The organism is Gordonia sp. BP-119 (genome assembly GCF_016924115.1).
Taxonomy (GTDB): Bacteria; Actinomycetota; Actinomycetes; order Mycobacteriales; family Mycobacteriaceae; genus Gordonia; species Gordonia hongkongensis.
Window position 1 is genome coordinate 71,866 of sequence record NZ_JAFFZF010000009.1, and the last position, 14,789, is coordinate 86,654.

Consider the following 14,789-nt stretch of genomic DNA (forward strand, 5'->3'; position numbering starts at 1 on the left):
GTCAGCTGCTGTCGGCGCGCACCAGCTCGGCGCAGCGTTCGCCGACGAGCATCACGGTGAGGTTCGGGTTCACCGTCGTGTGTTCGGGGAACACCGATGCGTCGGCCACCCGAAGTCCTGCAACGCCTTTCACGCGGAGTTCGGGATCGAGGGGTGACAGCTCGTCGTCGGGCGCACCCATCCGCACGGTGCCGACCGGATGGTAGACGGTGTTGTGGGTGCGGGTGATGTAGTCGGCCAGTTCCGCATCGCTCGCGGCGGCGGGGCCCGGATAGAGTTCGCGCGCAACCCACGTCGCCAGCGGCTCCGCGGCGGCGATCTCCCGCGCCCTGCGCAGGCCCGCGATCATGATCCGCATGTCGTAGCCCTCGAGATCGGAGAAGTACCGCGGGTCCACGCGGGGCTTGTCGCGGAAGTCACGGGAGCGCAACCGCACCGTGCCCCGTGACCGCGCGTGCGTCACGTTCGGTGTCAGGCAGAAAGTGTTGTCACTGGTCGGATAACCCTGACGAAGGGTGTGCATGTCGAACGGCACGCTGCCGTAGTGCATCATCAGGTCCGGCCGGGTCAGACCCGCATCGACGGTGGTGAAGATGCCCGCCTCCCACCACTGGGTCGACTCGCGGACCATCGGCTTCGCGGTCTCGAACCCGATCACCCCTTCGGGGTGGTCCTGCAGGTGTTCACCGACCCCCGGCGCGTCGACGAGGGCCTCGATCTCGTGCTCGCGCAGGTCGTCGGCCGGCCCGATTCCCGAGAGCATCAGCAACTTCGGGGAGTCGATCGCCCCCGCCGACACGATCACCTCGCCCCGGGCCTCGATCCGTGTCGTGCGACCGAACGCGTTGTCGGTGATGTCGACGCCCACGGCACGCAACTCGCCGTCGACCCGCTCGATGACCACCCGTTTTGCCCACGATCCGGTGCGGATGGTGAGGTTCGGCCGGTCGAGGTGCGGGTGCAGATAACTGACCGACGACGAGGCGCGCACACCGTCGGGTCGTCGGTTGATCTGGAAGAAGTTGGCGCCGTTGACAACCGTGCTGCCGCTGTTGAACTCGACGCGGGGGATGCCGACCGACTCGCAGGCCTCGAGCAGGGCGACCCCGCACGGGTCGTTCGGCGGCACCGTCATGAGGTGGACCGGACCGCTGCGACCGTGGTGCGCGCCCGGCGCGTCGTTGGTCTCGATCTGCGGGTAGAGGCGGTACAACTCCGCCGAACCCCATCCGGCGCACCCGAAGTCACGCTCCCACGAGTCGAGGTCCTCGCGCGGCGCCCAGAAGGCGATGCAGCTGTTGTGCGAACTGCACCCGCCGAGGACCTTCGCCCGGGCGTGGCGCATGAAGTCGTTGCCGTTCTCCTGCGGTTCGATGGGATAGTCCCAGTCGTAACCGGATTCGAGGAGTTCCATCCACCGGTCGAGCCGCAGGATCGCGTCGTCGCCGACATCGGACGGACCCGCCTCCAGCAGGCACACCGAGACCGAGGGGTCCTCGGACAGCCGCGACGCCACCACGGCACCCCCGGAGCCGCCGCCGACGACCACGTAGTCGTAGGTCTCGCTCATCGTCGCTCCTCGCCGTCTCCGGACCGGTCCGCGAACCAGCCGGTCACGCCCGGTCGGAGATTCTCGTAGACATGTTTGGCCTCGCGGTACTCCGCCAGACCGGACGGTCCGAGCTCCCGCCCGAAGCCCGACTGGCCGTAACCGCCCCACTCGGCTTCCGGCAGGTACGGCCCGAAGTCGTTGACCCACACCGTTCCGGCCCGGATTCGTCCGGCGATGCGGCGGGCGCGTGCCGCGTCGGCCGACCAGACGGCCCCCGCGAGACCGTAGACGGTGTCGTTGGCCAGGGTCACGGCCTCGTCCTCGGTGGCAAAGGTCTCCACGGTGACGGTCGGTCCGAACGCCTCGTCGTGCACGCAGGCCATCGAACGGTCGGCGCGATCGATCACGGTGGGCAGATAGAACCATCCGTCGTCCAGGCGCCCCGAACCCGCATCGCCCGTGGCGAACGCGCCACCGGTGCGGATGATCGCGCCATCCGCACGAGCCTGTTCGACGTAGGCGTGCACCTTGTCTCGGTGTGCCGCCGAGATGAGCGGTCCGGTCTCGGTGCCCTCGGAGTAGGGCAGGCCCAGCCGGATCTGCTCCGCGCGGCGGACCAGCTCATCGACGAAGCGATCGTGTGCGGACTCCTCGATGATGAGCCGGGCTCCGGCCGAACAGACCTGCCCCGAATGCAGGAACGCCGCGTTGAGCGCGTTGTCGACCGCTGCCGCGAGGAGTTCGTCGGTGGCGCAGGCGTCGGCGAAGACCACGTTCGGGTTCTTGCCCCCGAGTTCGAGCGCGACCTTCTTCACCGTCGCCGCCGCCTCGCGGGCGATGACCCGGCCGGTCACGAGCCCACCGGTGAACGAGACCAGGTCGACGTCAGGATGAGACGACAGCGGAGCGCCGGCCTCGGCGCCCGCGCCCAGGACGAGGTTGCCCACGCCCGCCGGGAGACCGACCTGCTCGAGGACCTGCATGAGCAGGATCGACGTGTGCGGGGTGAGTTCGGCGGGCTTGAGCACGAAGGTGTTGCCTGCCGCCAGTGCCGGCGCGACCTTCCACGCCGCCTGCAGCAGCGGGTAGTTCCACGGTGTGATCAATCCGCAGACGCCGACCGGTTCGTACACGATGCGCGAATCGGCGTCGGGTGACCCGGTGTCGACCACACGCCCGGCGTCGGCCGCCGCGAGCTTGCCGAAGTACCGGAAGCAGTTCGCGATGTCGGTTATGTCGATGTCCGACTCGTAGGGCCGCTTGCCGGTGTCGAGGGTCTCGGCGCGGACGAACTCGTCTCGGCGCTCGGCGATCTGGGCGGCGACGCGGAGAAGGAGGTCCCCACGGTCGGCGGCGGGTGTGGCGCTCCACTCGCCGGCGTCGAACGCGCGGCGGGCCGCCGCGATGGCCTGCTCGGTGTCGGACACCCCGGCCTCGGCCACCACGCCGACGACTGAGTTGTTTGCGGGACACCGGATCTCGCGGGTCTCGCCGGAAGCGGAGGGCCGCCAGCGGCCGCCGATGTAGAGGGTCTCGCTCATCGAGCCGGTGCTCCTTCGGAACTGCTGTCGGGAATGTCCGTGTCGCTGTCGGGCACGGTACCGTCGCCGGCGGCTGCATCGGGTCCGGGGTCGTGGTGATCACCGGCTGCATCCCGCAGATGCAGGTAGCCGAGATGGCGTTCGTACTGGTCGAGGATGTCACCGATGATCTGGTCGCGGGTGTACCCGGTGAGCGAGTAGCCCTGGGACCCCTCGGTGAGATACACCTCGCACCGGAAGTATCGATCGTCGGATCGCTGGGTCCGGACCGCGTACGTCGGGGTCGGCGCCGAGACCGGCCAGACGCAGTACTCGAACCGGGGGACCTCGGCGAGTTCGACGATCAGGCGCGGCGACGGCAGCCCTTCGTTCTCGGCCGACTCGTCGACCGTCGCGGTGATCCCCTCCCGGCCGAATTGTTCGGCGACCTCGGTCATGGCCGGTACGACGTTGGCTTCGATGAACTTCCGGGTCGCAACCCGGCCGGGGAAGCGCAGGGTGCCGATGAGTCGCTGTCGCCAGCTGCCGTGTTCCGTCGGGCCGCGCCCGACGGCGATCACCTTGGGCAGCGTCGTCCGGAAGCTGTCGAGTTTCACCGACTCGTTGCGGACGGCACGGAGCAGTGAGATGCCGATGAGCCCGAGGACGAAGGAGAACGGCAGGCCCATGATCACCGTCGCGGCCTGCAGGGTGAGGATGGACCCGTCGCCGCCGCCGGCGAACAGCATCGACAGGGTCAGCAGACCGATCGCCACCGACCAGAAGATACGAAGCGACCGTGTGCAATCGGCCATCGGGTCGTCGAGGCGGCTGGTGAAATTGCCCATCACGAGCGAGCCGGAGTCGGCGCTGGTCACGTAGAACAGCAGGCCGGTGATGGTTGCGATCCCGATGAGCAGCGTCGAACCCGGGTACTGATCGAGCAGCGAATAGAACCCGGCCTCGGGTGTGGAGGCCGTCGTCTCGGCGAAATCCGCATCGCCGCGGGCCACCTGCAGGGCACTGTTCCCGAAGATCGAGATCCACACCAGGATGAAGCTGAACGGGACCACCAGCACGCCGAAGATGAACTGCCGCAACGTGCGTCCGCGCGAGATGCGGGCGAGGAAGAGTCCGACGAACGGCGCCCAGGCCACCCACCACGCCCAGAAGAACAGGGTCCAGCCGTCGACGAAGGCGCGGGCGTCGTTGCCGGGCGGCGGGTTCATCTGGTCCCAGGCGAAGGTGTCGAGTGTCCGGTCGGCAAATGTGGACACATAGTCGCCCGCGTTCTGGACGAGCCCGTTGAGCAGGAAGTCCGCGTCTTTGGCGACCGTGATGTATATGAGCAGGCAGATGGCCAGGATGACGTTGATCTCGGAGAGGCGTCGAATGCCCCTGTCGACACCAGAGGTCGCAGACGCGGTCGCGATCACCACAGCCAGGACGATCAGGCCGATCTGGGCCGCCTTGCCCTGCTCGATCCCGAAGATCTCGTTCAGCCCGAAGTTGAGCTGGACGACCCCGATCCCCAGTGAGGTGGCGATGCCGAAGATGGTGCCGAGGACGGCCGCGACGTCGATCGCGTCGCCCCAGCGGCCTTCGACACGTTTGCCGAAGATCGGGTAGAGCGCTGCCCGGATCGTCAGCGGGAGATTGTGCCGGAAGGCGAAATACGCGAGTGCGCCACCCATGAGCGCGTACATCGCCCAGCCGGTCACGCCGTAGTGGAAGACCGTCCAGGTGACCGCCTCACGTGCCGCTTCGTTGGTCTCCCCGGCCCCGGTCGGCGGGTTGAGGAAGTGGGTCACGGGTTCGGCGACCGAGAAGAACATCAGATCGATGCCGATGCCCGCGGCGAACAGCATCGACGTCCAGGTGAAGAGGCTGTACTCCGGACGCGATTCCTCCGGTCCGAGCCGGTAGCGCCCGTACTTGCTGAGGCCGAGGAACACCACGAGACCAACGATGGCGGTGGCGAGGATGAAGTACCACCAGCCGAACCAGCGGGTGATGAAGTCGCGTACGTCGTTGATCGTCGACTCGGCCGCTGCCGGTGCCGCCAGCGCCCAGACGGCGAAGGCGACCACGATGACAGCCGAGGCTATGAAGACGGTCAGATTGACCCGGCGCGTGGGCAATCGCCGCTCGCCGGTCTTGGTCTCGGCATGGACCGACGTGGACGGTCGAGCGGCGTCATCACTCATGGACCACGACGCTAGTCCGATCGCCGATGGGGCGGACCGTTTGGACGGATCCGTGTGAGTTGTTCTACCCGGTTCAGTGGGTGGCGAGTAGCTCCATCAGGTGTGCTTCGACGAGGGAGGGGCGGACCTGTCGTCGGCCGGGTCGGGGTGGTCGGACGTCGATGACGTGGCTGATCGTCGCCCATGAGCGGCGTGCGTCGTCGTGGGTGTGGCCGTCTGGGCGTGGTTGATCGCCGGGCCGGGTTGGTGGTCCGTGGATCTCGTCGCGCACGGTGTTCAGATGTTGTGCGAACCGCCTGGGTATGTCGGGTCGACGGTTGAGGCGTTCGGGGTTGGGTGGCGCCCCGGGTTCAGCATTCAACCGCCACATGCAGCGACCTTCGTCGGGCCCGGACCGGACGATGCGGGTGGTGTACTGCCCGGGCTTGTCGCCGACCATGCGGTTGTGGCGTGGGCACGCCGGGGCGAGGTCGTCGATGTCGGTGAGACCACCCTTGGCCCAGTCCTTCTGGGCGTGATGCATGTCGACGTGGGTGGCGGGCTGATCACACCCGGGTGCCGAGCACACTTCGCCGTCGGGGCGGGCGAACGAGACGAGGCGTTGTTCGCGCGTGGCGAGACGTTTCCCCCTACCGAAGTGCAGCGGCACGGTGGTGTGGTCTTTGAAGATCGCCAACCACGGTTGGATGTCGGCGGCCATTGCGATCAGGTCCGGGATGGGCAGCAGGGTGCCGGTGGCGGTGGTCGCGAGGCCGGCTTCACGAATCAGATCAGCGAGGTCGGCTTTGATGATCAGCTGCATCGGCAGCCCACGATGCGTGGTGCCGAGAGTGCCGTCAGCAAATTTGGCGGCCAGTGCGGCGTCGAGGGCGTCGTGATTGGTCTGGGCGGGGGTGCGGCCGTCGCGGTCGGCGGCGGCTGTCAGGGTGTCGGGGTCGGCGGTGCCGGCCGGTCCGCAGGGCGACTGTGGGTCGTCGGGGTTGTTGAGTCCGGGTTTGCCCCAGACGGCGAACATCATCGTCAGCCGGGCGTGGAGTTCGGGAGTTAGGGTGCCGGAGATGGTGGCGGTGCCATCGGCGCGTTGCCGGCCGATCCACAGGCCGCGGCGCCGTTTCTGGTCCGAATCGTCGGCGAGGGTGCCGTCGGGGTCGAGGTGAGCGAGCAGCCGGGCACCGAGTTGGGTGATGTCAGCAGGCGTGTGGTCGACGGCGATCTCGGCCATCTGTCGTTCGGCGGCGACCTTGATGTCGTGGTCGACGGCTACCGGGATGCGGTCGAGGACATCCAGGGTGGCCTGCACGTGCCCGGAGCCAACAGCTCCCACAGCGAACGCCTCGGCCAGCGTGGGGTGTTCGGGCTCCAGAATGTCGCCGCCCAGGCTGGTCCGGTGGGAGGTGGCATCCATCTGTATTCGGCGCCGCACCGGGTTGGACACCCGCAGCCGGTGGGTCATGAACTGCATGAGTGTCCTGCAGCCTGCCTTGCGGGGGAGGTCGCGGGCCTCGACCTGATCGATCTGCCGGTCACCGGCCACGGTCAGCCGGGCGATCGCTTTCTCGGTGTCGGCCGCCAGATCGGCCAACTCGGTATCGGTGCACGGCGCCAGGTCCACGGTCTGTAGTTCGTCGAGGATGCGGTGGAGGTCGGCCACCAGCTCGACGGCACGTGGTTGCGCCGTGGTGGTTTCGTCAGACATGGTCACCTCCCCCGAGTACCGTTGCTGCGAATGTACGTTCGAGTGTACACGGCCATCGGTCGCCGTCAATACCAAAAATGTTGTCGTGCAACAGAACTGAGCGCCTACATCTTGTCGGTGTCGTGTGATAGGCGTCCGCCGCGTGTCGTGGCCGTGCTCGCCGTGTACCGGGCCGTACCCGGATGCACCCTGCTGCTCGTTGGTGTGCGACGGTCGCAGTCAAGCGAGGGCCAGATCTACCGAGGCCCGGCAGCGGCCCGGGTGGTCCCCATTCGCCTCCTGTGGTCTCGTCGGCCGGCGGTTTCCGCGATACCCGGCTGCTGTCGGGCACAACGCGGGCGCCGCGTCGCGGGTCCCAGCGCCCGGTGGGGGCGCATCCCGGGCCGTCGGCGGCCCGTTCGCTCTCGGCGTAGACGGCGGGGAACACAGCCCCGGCCTGCGCAGTTGTACTGGGCACATCCCCGCCGCAACGGGGGATCCATGCACTCTGCGCAGGCGTTAACTGCAGGTGCACCCCAGACGACCTCTAGAGTGGAAGCAGGCTGGTCGTCGTCTATCCGCACCGGTTGTCCTCCGGGACCTCCGAGGTGGTCTCCGCGGCGGCCGGGGCGCTAGCAATGTGAGGGAGAACAATGTTCGAACGGTTCACCGACCGCGCGCGTCGGGTTGTGGTTCTGGCCCAAGAAGAAGCGCGCATGCTCAACCACAACTACATCGGTACCGAGCACATCCTCCTCGGCCTCATCCACGAGGGCGAGGGCGTGGCGGCCAAGGCGCTCGAGTCGCTCGGGATCTCGCTCGAAGGGGTTCGCAGCCAGGTCGAGGAGATCATCGGCCAGGGTCAGCAGGCGCCGTCGGGACACATCCCGTTCACCCCGCGTGCCAAGAAGGTGCTGGAGCTCTCGCTGCGCGAGGCCCTGCAGCTCGGCCACAACTACATCGGTACCGAGCACATCCTGCTCGGCCTGATCCGCGAGGGCGAGGGCGTCGCTGCCCAGGTGCTGGTGAAGCTCGGCGCCGACCTCAACCGGGTCCGCCAGCAGGTCATCCAGCTCCTCAGCGGATACCAGGGCAAGGAGCCGCAGGAGGCGGGCACCGGCGGTCGCAGCAGCGAGTCCGGCACCCCGTCGACCTCGCTGGTCCTCGACCAGTTCGGTCGTAACCTGACCGCCGCGGCCTCCGAGGGCAAGCTCGACCCGGTCATCGGCCGGGAGAAGGAAATCGAGCGGGTCATGCAGGTGCTCAGCCGCCGCACCAAGAACAACCCGGTGCTGATCGGTGAGCCCGGCGTCGGCAAGACCGCCGTCGTCGAGGGCCTGGCTCAGGCCATCGTCAACGGCAAGGTCCCCGAGACCCTCAAGGACAAGCAGCTCTACACCCTCGACCTCGGTTCGCTGGTCGCGGGCAGCCGCTACCGCGGTGACTTCGAGGAACGCCTCAAGAAGGTGCTCAAGGAGATCAACACCCGCGGCGACATCATCCTGTTCATCGACGAGTTGCACACGCTCGTCGGCGCAGGTGCCGCCGAGGGCGCCATCGACGCCGCCAGCATCCTCAAGCCGAAGCTGGCCCGCGGCGAGTTGCAGACCATCGGCGCGACGACCCTCGACGAGTACCGCAAGTACATCGAGAAGGACGCCGCACTCGAGCGTCGCTTCCAGCCCGTGCAGGTGGGCGAGCCGTCTGTCGAGCACACCATCGAGATCCTCAAGGGCCTGCGCGACCGGTACGAGTCGCACCACCGCGTCTCGATCACCGACGGCGCGCTGGTCGCCGCCGCCACGCTGGCCGACCGCTACATCAACGACCGGTTCCTGCCGGACAAGGCGATCGACCTCATCGACGAGGCCGGCGCGCGCATGCGCATCCGCCGGATGACCGCGCCGCCAGACCTGCGTGAGTTCGACGACCGCATCGCCGATGCGCGCAAGGAGAAAGAAAGCGCGATCGACGCTCAGGACTTCGAGAAGGCCGCCAGCCTCCGCGACAAGGAGAAGCAGCTGGTCGCCGAGCGCGCCGAGCGCGAGAAGCAGTGGCGCAGCGGTGACATGGACGTCGTGGCCGAGGTCGACGACGAGCAGATCGCCGAGGTCCTCGGCAACTGGACCGGCATCCCGGTGTTCAAGCTCACCGAGGAGGAGACCACGCGTCTGCTCCGCATGGAGGAGGAGCTGCACAAGCGGATCATCGGGCAGGAGGACGCAGTCAAGGCGGTCTCGAAGGCGATCCGTCGTACCCGTGCCGGCCTGAAGGATCCGAAGCGGCCGTCGGGCTCGTTCATCTTCGCCGGTCCGTCCGGTGTCGGTAAGACCGAGCTCTCCAAGGCGCTGGCGAACTTCCTCTTCGGCGAGGACGACGCCCTGATCCAGATCGACATGGGCGAGTTCCACGACCGCTTCACCGCGTCGCGTCTGTTCGGTGCCCCTCCCGGGTACGTCGGCTACGAAGAGGGCGGGCAGCTCACCGAGAAGGTGCGCCGCAAGCCGTTCTCGGTGGTGCTGTTCGACGAGATCGAGAAGGCCCACTCGGAGATCTACAACACCCTGCTGCAGGTCCTCGAAGACGGTCGTCTGACCGACGGTCAGGGCCGCACGGTCGACTTCAAGAACACCGTGCTGATCTTCACCTCGAACCTCGGTACCTCGGACATCTCCAAGGCCGTGGGCATGGGCTTCTCGTCGAGCGACGGAACCCAGTCGAACTACGAGCGGATGAAGCAGAAGGTCAACGACGAGCTCAAGAAGCACTTCCGCCCCGAGTTCCTCAACCGCATCGACGACATCGTCGTGTTCCACCAGCTCACGCGGGAAGAGATCATCCAGATGGTCGATCTCATGCTGACCCGCGTGGAGGGTGCATTGAAGAACAAGGACATGGCTCTCGAGGTCACCGACCGCGCGAAGGCCCTGCTGGCCAAGCGTGGCTTCGATCCGGTGCTGGGTGCGCGTCCGCTGCGTCGCACCATCCAGCGCGAGATCGAGGACCAGCTCTCGGAGAAGATCCTGTTCGGCGACATCGCTCCCGGACAGATCGTCCTGGTCGACGTCGAGAACTGGGACGGCGAGGGCGACGGCGACGACGCCCGGTTCGTCTTCACCGGCTCGGAGAAGCCGCGCATGGTTCCCGACGCACCGGTCGAGCTCACCAAGGCCGGCGAGGCCGACGCGAGCTGATAGCCGATCCGCGTGATCTGATCTGACACGATCGACGGCGGCGTCACCCGACAGGGTGGCGCCGCCGTTGTGTTGTGCCCGGCTGGTGCGCGGCTCCGCGCATTGACACAGCCGACGCGGAGTGTCCCAGCGCCCGATAGCATCGATCTGTGACGAGCGATACATCAGAGGTCGGGCGCAAGTCCCGACAGGACCAGCCCACCATCACCGTCGAGCGAGATGGGGAGATCGCGATCTTCCGGCTCAATCGACCCGACCGGCTCAACGCCTTCACCATGCAGATGGGGGAGGAACTGCGGGCCGCGTTCGACGAGACCGACGCCGACGACTCCGTTCGTGCCGTCGTGCTGACCGGCAACGGCCGCGCGTTCTGCGCCGGCGCCGATCTCGAGGCGGGCGGGTCGACGTTCGACGCCTCGTCAGTGGTGGACTCAGACGAGGTTCCGGCGGACGAGGGCGGGAAGTTGACGCTGCGGATGTTCGCCTCGCTCAAGCCGATCGTGGTGGCGGTGAACGGTCCGTCGGCCGGCGTCGGCGTCACGATGACGCTGCCCGCCGACGTCCGGATCGCCTCGGAGGACGCGAAGTTCGGGTTCGTCTTCGCCGCCCGCGGCCTGGTGCCCGAAGCCGCGTCGAGCTGGTTCCTGCCGCGGCTCGTCGGGTTGCCGACCGCACTGCAGTGGACGATCGGCGCGAAGATGGTGCCCGTCGCCGAAGCCCATGAACGCGGGCTGATCCAGCAGGTGGTCCCCAAAGACCAGGTGCTCGAGACCGCGATCGCCGTCGCCCGCGAGATGACCGCGAACAGCGCCCCCGTCTCGGCGGCGCTGACCCGACAGCTGTTGTGGCGGATGGCCGGTGCGCCCAGTCCGCTCGATGCCCACCACGCCGACTCGAAGGCGATCTTCTACCGCGGGCAGTCCGGTGACGTGTACGAAGGCGTCATGTCGTTCCTGGAGAAGCGTCCGGCGACCTACCCCAACACCGTGTCGGAAGATCTACCCGAGATCTTCTGATCACTCAGTCGAGGGTCCCGGCCTGGATGCCGATCTCGAGTACCACGAAGATCATCGCCAGCTGGATGGCGCAGCACCACGCAGCGGCCGGCCAGGCCGGGAGTCCTCGGCGCACGCGGCGGACGACGAGGGTCACCGACACCGCCACCAGCACCACGGCCGACCCGATGCCCACCCCGATGGCCACCTCGGTCCAGACCGGACTCCCGCACTCCTCGTAGGCGCACGCGTCGGTGACGAAGACCGTCAGACCCGCGACGGCGATCGTGATCAGCGCCAGCACCGCGTGCACCAGTCCCAGCACCACCGACGCGAACGCGTCGAGGGTCGACACGGGTGGCTGCGGAGGGGGATTCTCGGCGGTCTCCTCGGTGGGCATCCGCCGACGATAGCGCCGGACATTGTCCCGCGGGACCGGCACGCGGTGAAAAACTCCTGCAAACAGCCCGTGTGAACTGGGTGAACATCCGAACACGCCGGACATAAACGGTGGCAGCGTCCATCGACCGCGGTTATCGTGGCGACAGAGCAGGCCAGACCAACGAGAGGAGGTGACGCAGATGTCGATGGGTGACAAGGCTTTCGCCGGCGAGTGGCGGACGGCCCCCTCCGACCGTCCGTGCGGACTGAAGTCCGACGGAAGGCCGGGACCGATCACATCACGCGTCACCAGTTCCTGAGGTCATGAACCTCGGTGGTCGGCGCACTCACTCGCCCACGCATCGAGGAGCTGTCATGACCATCTTCGTCACCAACGCCGGACTGCAGATCCTGGCGCGCGTCACCTGGCGTCGCGCCGCGGTTCTGTTGACCACCGAGGTCGCGCGGAACGTCGAGGGCACGCCGCTGGTCCGCGTCGTCCATTCGCCGACGCTGTCCCTGCCGATCCACAAGGTGGTGGCGATCAAGCGAGATGCCTACCGCCCGTTCGCCGGTAAGACGATGGACTCCTACGCGTCGAACGCGACCATCCTGCGGCGCGATCAATGGATCTGCGCCTACTGCGACGGTCCCGCCGACACCGTCGACCACATCGTCCCGGTCTCGCAGGGTGGGCCGAGCACATTCGGAAACCAGGTCGCGGCGTGCAAGTCCTGCAACGGTTTCAAGGCCAACCGGACGCCGCGCAAGGCGGGGATGGCCCTACGGCACGCCCCGTTCGTCTACGACCCCTGGGCCGCGGACCAGAAAGAGGTGTGGGAGATGTTCATCCTGCATCCGAAGACGGACTAGACGTTCGATCCGTTGCCGCCCCTGCCATCAGGTCGGCAACGGGTCGGCGCCACGTTCCGCGAGCAGCATCGTCATCAGACCGATCTCGTCGCCCTGGTCGCCGATCATCATGAGCGCGAGGTCCTTCGTCGCGGAACCGGTCCGCTCGTCGTTGTATGCCGCCTGGGCCATCGACATCCCGCCACGGTGGTGCCGAATCATCAACTGCAGGAACAAGATCTCCGCCTCGCCGGGTGGCAGGGTGGAGAGACTGCCGATCTCGTCGATACTCGCCATGCCGGGCATCGGCCGAGGGGATTCGTCGTGATGGGTGCCCTCGTGGTGAGGGTCTCCGCCGGACATCCAGGACATCGGCTCCGGCGCGGTCACCGGTTCGTCGAACCACAGCAACCAGCCACGCATCGTGGCGGTTTCGGCGGTCTGCGTGTGGACGATCCGGTCGGCGACGCCGCGGATCTGCGGCGCGACTCCGGGCACCGCACCGATCGTCCGCGACATGAGGATCGCCTGGTCGTGGTGCGCCGACATGTCCTGCGCGAAGCCGATGTCGGACACGCTCATCGCGGATGAGTCGTGATCGCGTCCCTGCCACACCGCCCCGACGACGACACCCATGGTGACGAGCAGGGCCGCGGTCACGCCGAGGACCATCGCGCGCACCAGCGGGACGCCGAGGCGAGAAGCGCTCATCCGATCGAGGAGTTCTGGTCCGGCGGTGGCGTGTACACCGCGGGACTCAACCGCAACACCTGGAAGCCGCCGTCGGAACAGGTGACCCGCAGCTCGTTTCCGCGGAACTCGGGTGGGGACATGCACCAGTCCGTCGACATGTCACCGCCGACGATCATCCCGCTACGTGGACCGACCATCTCGTTCAACCGGACCTTGCCGTTCGCGATCGACATACCGAGGCTGAGGAATTCGACGGCGGGCAAGCCCATCAGCGAGCCGACGACGTGCGGCGAGTTGGGCGACTCCGCGATCGTGGTGCCCTTGCGGGCCGGCGGGTTGTAGTAGGCGATCTCGCGAATCCGGTCGAAGTCGCGGATGTCGAAGACCCGGATACCCGACGATTCCCAGCCGCACGCGAGCGCGGTGGGATCGGTCGCCCGGTCGACCGTGCAGTAGTGCGGATTGCTGCTGAACAGCGACCCGCCGGTCGACGACCGCAGATTGGTGTCGAGGTGCTCGGGGAGATTGATCTCGAGTTTGATCTGCGCGGTGTATCGGGGCTTGTTCACCCGCGTCACGTCGAAGATCTTGACGCCGCCCGAACCTGCTTCGTCGGCGGTGACGATGTGGGGCCGGCCCCGGTAGGTGATCGGGATCGAGTGCTGGTTCAGCTGGCCGTCCGGCCAGAGATAGGCCGCGGTGTGCGGGACCTGCGGGTGCGGCCGTCGCTCCTGGACGTCGCTGACGTCGAGCACCGTCACACCCGCCATGTTGGACAGGTACATCCGGTTGCCATCTGGCGACATGCCGAAGCCGTGACCGAGGAACGAGTGGAGCCCCTGCCAGATCACGCGGGGCGACCGGGGATCGGCGATGTCGATGGCACTGAGGTGCCCGGGGAACACCCCGGACGCCCAGTAGGTGCGGCCGTCGGGGGAGAAGCCGCCCTCGTGCGAGGTGAACGGCAACGGCGTCGTCGTGCCCGGGCCCGTGTTGAGGAGTCTGGGGCGGGTGCAGTCGGAGATGTCGTATACGGCGAAGAACCCGCCGCCCCAGAGCAACGGCACCGACGTCGCGGCCAGGAGCTTGCGTTCTTTGTTGACCTTCAGCGTCTCCCACGTGCCGCCGCGCATCGCCGGATCCGTCAGGGACCCGACGACTCGCGGCGCGCTCGGGTCGGATGCGTCGATGACCTGTACGCCCGGCGGGTTCACCCAGTTGTTTCCGGGGAACAGGCTGCCGGTGTAGCTGCAGTGCTCGAAGTTGGCCGAGACGATCCCGCCGCCGGCGCCGCGGACACCGCCGATCCGTGTGATGTTGCATCGGTAGCCGCGCATGCTGCGTCCGGACAGGCGGTCCTCGGCGCTGACGTCCCCCTGCAGGCCCGGTTCGGGGAGCGAGCCCGGTCCGCAGTCCGCCTGGGGAACCGCGACCTCGGAGATGTCGGGGAAATAGTGGTTGGCCGCGCCGGCCGGTGCCGCCACCAGCATTGTCGAGAGAAGTGTCGCGCCGGCCAGGAGGCAGGTGACGGCATGGCGACGGCGGCGCCGGCGGACCCCCGAACGGACCCTGTGTCGCGCGTCGAAACGAGTAGGCATCATCGCATCCCCCGATCGTGATCTGAGACACGCTAGTGGGCGAGCCGAGACGACATCGGCGAATCGTCGAATTCGAACGGACGAACAGAGCCGGCCCGGGGTTTCCGGGCCGGCTCGTGTCG

Annotated in this window: 10 protein-coding genes; 3 read left to right on the plus strand and 7 right to left on the minus strand. The window is 67.5% G+C overall.

Annotation, left to right across the window (positions count from 1 at the left end; genetic code table 11):
* Nucleotide 1 precedes the first annotated feature (1 nt).
* The 4 genes from JW364_RS07855 to JW364_RS07870 form a co-directional block, all read right to left on the minus strand.
* Nucleotides 2-1,570 carry a GMC family oxidoreductase gene (locus JW364_RS07855; RefSeq protein ID WP_159370090.1) on the minus strand — a complete coding sequence of 523 codons (1,569 nt, stop codon included), beginning with the start codon at nucleotides 1,568-1,570 and terminating at the stop codon, nucleotides 2-4.
* Nucleotides 1,567-3,093 carry an aldehyde dehydrogenase family protein gene (locus JW364_RS07860; RefSeq protein WP_068970472.1) on the minus strand — a complete coding sequence of 509 codons (1,527 nt, stop codon included), beginning with the start codon at nucleotides 3,091-3,093 and terminating at the stop codon, nucleotides 1,567-1,569. The genes JW364_RS07855 and JW364_RS07860 overlap by 4 nt, the downstream gene beginning before the upstream one ends.
* Nucleotides 3,090-5,279 carry a choline BCCT transporter BetT gene (betT, locus tag JW364_RS07865; RefSeq protein ID WP_068970473.1) on the minus strand — a complete coding sequence of 730 codons (2,190 nt, stop codon included), beginning with the start codon at nucleotides 5,277-5,279 and terminating at the stop codon, nucleotides 3,090-3,092. The genes JW364_RS07860 and betT overlap by 4 nt, the downstream gene beginning before the upstream one ends.
* A 73-nt stretch (nucleotides 5,280-5,352) precedes the next feature.
* Nucleotides 5,353-6,975 (minus strand): HNH endonuclease signature motif containing protein, encoded by a 1,623-nt coding sequence (locus JW364_RS07870; protein ID WP_068970500.1) that lies wholly within the window; start codon nucleotides 6,973-6,975, stop codon nucleotides 5,353-5,355.
* A 632-nt stretch (nucleotides 6,976-7,607) separates the two neighbouring features.
* Between JW364_RS07870 and JW364_RS07875 the strand changes: the two genes are divergently transcribed.
* Both JW364_RS07875 and JW364_RS07880 read left to right on the plus strand, forming a co-directional pair.
* Nucleotides 7,608-10,148, plus strand: coding sequence for an ATP-dependent Clp protease ATP-binding subunit (locus tag JW364_RS07875; protein ID WP_058251205.1), 2,541 nt, complete (start codon nucleotides 7,608-7,610; stop codon nucleotides 10,146-10,148).
* A gap of 149 nt (nucleotides 10,149-10,297) precedes the next feature.
* The gene (locus JW364_RS07880; RefSeq protein WP_068970474.1) at nucleotides 10,298-11,164 is read left to right on the plus strand and encodes an enoyl-CoA hydratase-related protein; all 867 of its coding nucleotides are present in this window, start codon (nucleotides 10,298-10,300) and stop codon (nucleotides 11,162-11,164) included.
* 4 nt (nucleotides 11,165-11,168) lie between these two features.
* Here the strand turns inward: JW364_RS07880 and JW364_RS07885 are convergent, their stop codons facing one another.
* Nucleotides 11,169-11,543 carry a hypothetical protein gene (locus tag JW364_RS07885; RefSeq protein WP_058251203.1) on the minus strand — a complete coding sequence of 125 codons (375 nt, stop codon included), beginning with the start codon at nucleotides 11,541-11,543 and terminating at the stop codon, nucleotides 11,169-11,171.
* Nucleotides 11,544-11,899: 356 nt separating this feature from the next.
* Here JW364_RS07885 and JW364_RS07890 point away from each other — a divergent pair, with 356 nt between their 5' ends.
* Nucleotides 11,900-12,397 (plus strand): HNH endonuclease, encoded by a 498-nt coding sequence (locus JW364_RS07890; RefSeq protein ID WP_058251202.1) that lies wholly within the window; start codon nucleotides 11,900-11,902, stop codon nucleotides 12,395-12,397.
* A 27-nt stretch (nucleotides 12,398-12,424) separates the two neighbouring features.
* On the opposite strand, the gene JW364_RS07895 is transcribed toward JW364_RS07890, so the two are convergent.
* Nucleotides 12,425-13,087: a DUF305 domain-containing protein gene (locus JW364_RS07895; protein WP_068970475.1), complete on the minus strand. Its 663-nt coding sequence runs from the start codon at nucleotides 13,085-13,087 to the stop codon at nucleotides 12,425-12,427.
* Nucleotides 13,084-14,559 (minus strand): LVIVD repeat-containing protein, encoded by a 1,476-nt coding sequence (locus tag JW364_RS07900; protein WP_189340055.1) that lies wholly within the window; start codon nucleotides 14,557-14,559, stop codon nucleotides 13,084-13,086. Before JW364_RS07900 ends, JW364_RS07895 begins: the two co-directional genes overlap by 4 nt.
* Nucleotides 14,560-14,789 lie beyond the last annotated feature (230 nt).

Bases quoted from the DNA above. Each gene is read 5' to 3' on its own strand.
- JW364_RS07855 (WP_159370090.1), bottom strand. From the start codon at position 1,570: ATGAGCGAGACCTACGACTACGTGGTCGTCGGCGGCGGCTCCGGGGGT.
- JW364_RS07885 (WP_058251203.1), bottom strand. From the start codon at position 11,543: ATGCCCACCGAGGAGACCGCCGAGAATCCCCCTCCGCAGCCACCCGTG.
- JW364_RS07900 (WP_189340055.1), bottom strand. From the start codon at position 14,559: ATGCTGGTGGCGGCACCGGCCGGCGCGGCCAACCACTATTTCCCCGAC.
- JW364_RS07870 (WP_068970500.1), bottom strand. From the start codon at position 6,975: ATGTCTGACGAAACCACCACGGCGCAACCACGTGCCGTCGAGCTGGTG.
- JW364_RS07875 (WP_058251205.1), top strand. From the start codon at position 7,608: ATGTTCGAACGGTTCACCGACCGCGCGCGTCGGGTTGTGGTTCTGGCC.
- betT (WP_068970473.1), bottom strand. From the start codon at position 5,279: ATGAGTGATGACGCCGCTCGACCGTCCACGTCGGTCCATGCCGAGACC.
- JW364_RS07860 (WP_068970472.1), bottom strand. From the start codon at position 3,093: ATGAGCGAGACCCTCTACATCGGCGGCCGCTGGCGGCCCTCCGCTTCC.
- JW364_RS07895 (WP_068970475.1), bottom strand. From the start codon at position 13,087: ATGAGCGCTTCTCGCCTCGGCGTCCCGCTGGTGCGCGCGATGGTCCTC.
- JW364_RS07890 (WP_058251202.1), top strand. From the start codon at position 11,900: ATGACCATCTTCGTCACCAACGCCGGACTGCAGATCCTGGCGCGCGTC.